We start from the raw sequence: 1,841 nt of genomic DNA, 5'->3' as shown, positions 1-1,841 counted from the left end.
GTTTGCAATTCAACAGGGATAGCTTCTCCAAAATACATCAGAAAGAATTTTATCCGATTCTTTACCCGGGTTATATCTCGGGTAAGTCTATCATAAACCCTCAGTAGTGACCTGTCCTGCTGTTGTTCCAATGGAGGAACATAAAGGGCTTTAAAATCTCCGTTTTTTAGCCCTCTGGCCAACTTTCCACTATCTATGCTATCACTCTTACGACGTTTCTCCTTATCACTTGTAGGTACATCTGCAGGGTGAATTACTATACAATTAATACCTGCTGAACTTAACTGACGTTGAATATTGAATCCTGCAAATCCCGCTTCATACACACAATGAATATCGGCTCCGGGATAATGTCCCTTCAAGTAGGCAGAAAGTTGTACACTATCTGGTGGTTGGGTAAAGGAGTTAAGCATCAACTCTTTAGACATCACTGTCACTTTCCAACTCTTTAAATGTGAATCAATCCCTACATAGATTGATTCTCCGCTAAAATCTCTTACTTTTGTTTTCATATGCTTCGGTTTTTGGTTTTCACTGCTGTTAACTTAAAGTTACTGTGAAACTGATTCCGAAGCTATTTTTTCAAACATACAAACTCAAAAGAAAACCGCACAAAACGGTGCGCCGTAGCGATATTATTTGGCACAAAATCTCCGCGCGGCGGCCGCCTCACCCCGCGCGGCGTCCGCTCTAAATCTCCCTCTCCCGAGGGGTGAGTTTTACCCATAAGTACGGTTTTTTTGTAAAAATAAGTTCTTTGACATATTGAGACCATCAACAAGTGCCTGGAAATAAATCCAACCTTTCCAGATTGTTTGCCATCCGGGCATACCAGCCTGTTTGATACCCTGATGCCCTCCCATCCTGGCTAAAAGCAGCATAAACCATAAATTGGTATGCTTCTGGGCAAAAGTTAAGTCAATAGGCATCAGATATTTATCGGCAGCTATGTCAGCCATCATTAACTCATCCTGTGAGAGTAATTCATTAATCAGATGATTAGTCGTCTTCTGGGCATGCTCTTTGAGAGCTAAATATCTTGTTCTTAATAAACCAATCGCTATTAAACTCAATAGACTGATGGTATTAAAGAGTGCTTGTGGGGATTGTAATTGTCTTTGTTGGATACTACAACCCGTTTTGAGACATTTATGAAAATCTTCACAGGTAGTCCATCTGCGGGTATAGGTATCAATAATAGCTACCGCCTCTGCTAAAGTCTTTACCGGCACATTGGTAAGTATCATCCAATGGGCTAAGTCTTGTCCTTTGATAGGTTGAAGTTGCTGCAAGGTGAGTACATAAATAGGTTTAATTAAATCCTGTAAGTCAACTTTTGCAAAAGTAATCTGACACTCACATAGGTGTGCTTTGCCTTTGGCATCTAAGAGCGAACGTTCAACAATCCCACCAGGGGTTAAACTTTGCAAATAGGGCTTCAGGGTTTGAGTACTGTTTTTGAGTTTACGGTCATGTCTGCCATTGATAATAAAGAGTTGTCGATGGGTAAGTGCATAATTGAAGACCTCTGCCACATCAGCTTCTTTATCAGCTACTTGTACAACCGATATACCCGTTTTACGTCCATATTTACGGGCAAAATCAATGGCTTCAATCCATTTAGCACTCTCCTTTTCTTCAAAAGGACGCAGGTGTCTTTGATGACGTTTACCATAATCATCCCTATCTCTTTGTATGAACTCTTGGATGGGTAAGCCTAAAGGTACATAATGGTTGTCTGTCAGAATACCATTATGTATTAATACTCCATTATCGCTTCCGGTTTGAAGGTAGCCTAAATCCATCTGACGGGTAGGATAATTGCCCACTGTACTATCCTG

Annotated in this window: 2 protein-coding genes; both read right to left on the bottom strand. The window is 40.7% G+C overall.

Going from position 1 to position 1,841, the window contains the following annotated elements; all coding sequences use genetic code 11:
- Positions 1-512: IS110 family transposase (locus EWM59_RS27260; protein ID WP_130024302.1), on the bottom strand; the 512-nt coding region annotated here is incomplete at its 3' end.
- Between the two features lie 207 nt (positions 513-719).
- Positions 720-1,841 (bottom strand): IS4 family transposase (locus EWM59_RS27255; RefSeq protein ID WP_130020692.1); only part of this gene is annotated, 1,122 nt, incomplete at its 5' end.

It is taken from the genome of Emticicia agri, from assembly GCF_004168285.1.
In the GTDB taxonomy this organism is placed as follows: Bacteria; Bacteroidota; Bacteroidia; order Cytophagales; family Spirosomataceae; genus Emticicia; species Emticicia agri.
This window is presented reverse-complemented; position numbering and strand designations above follow the sequence as displayed.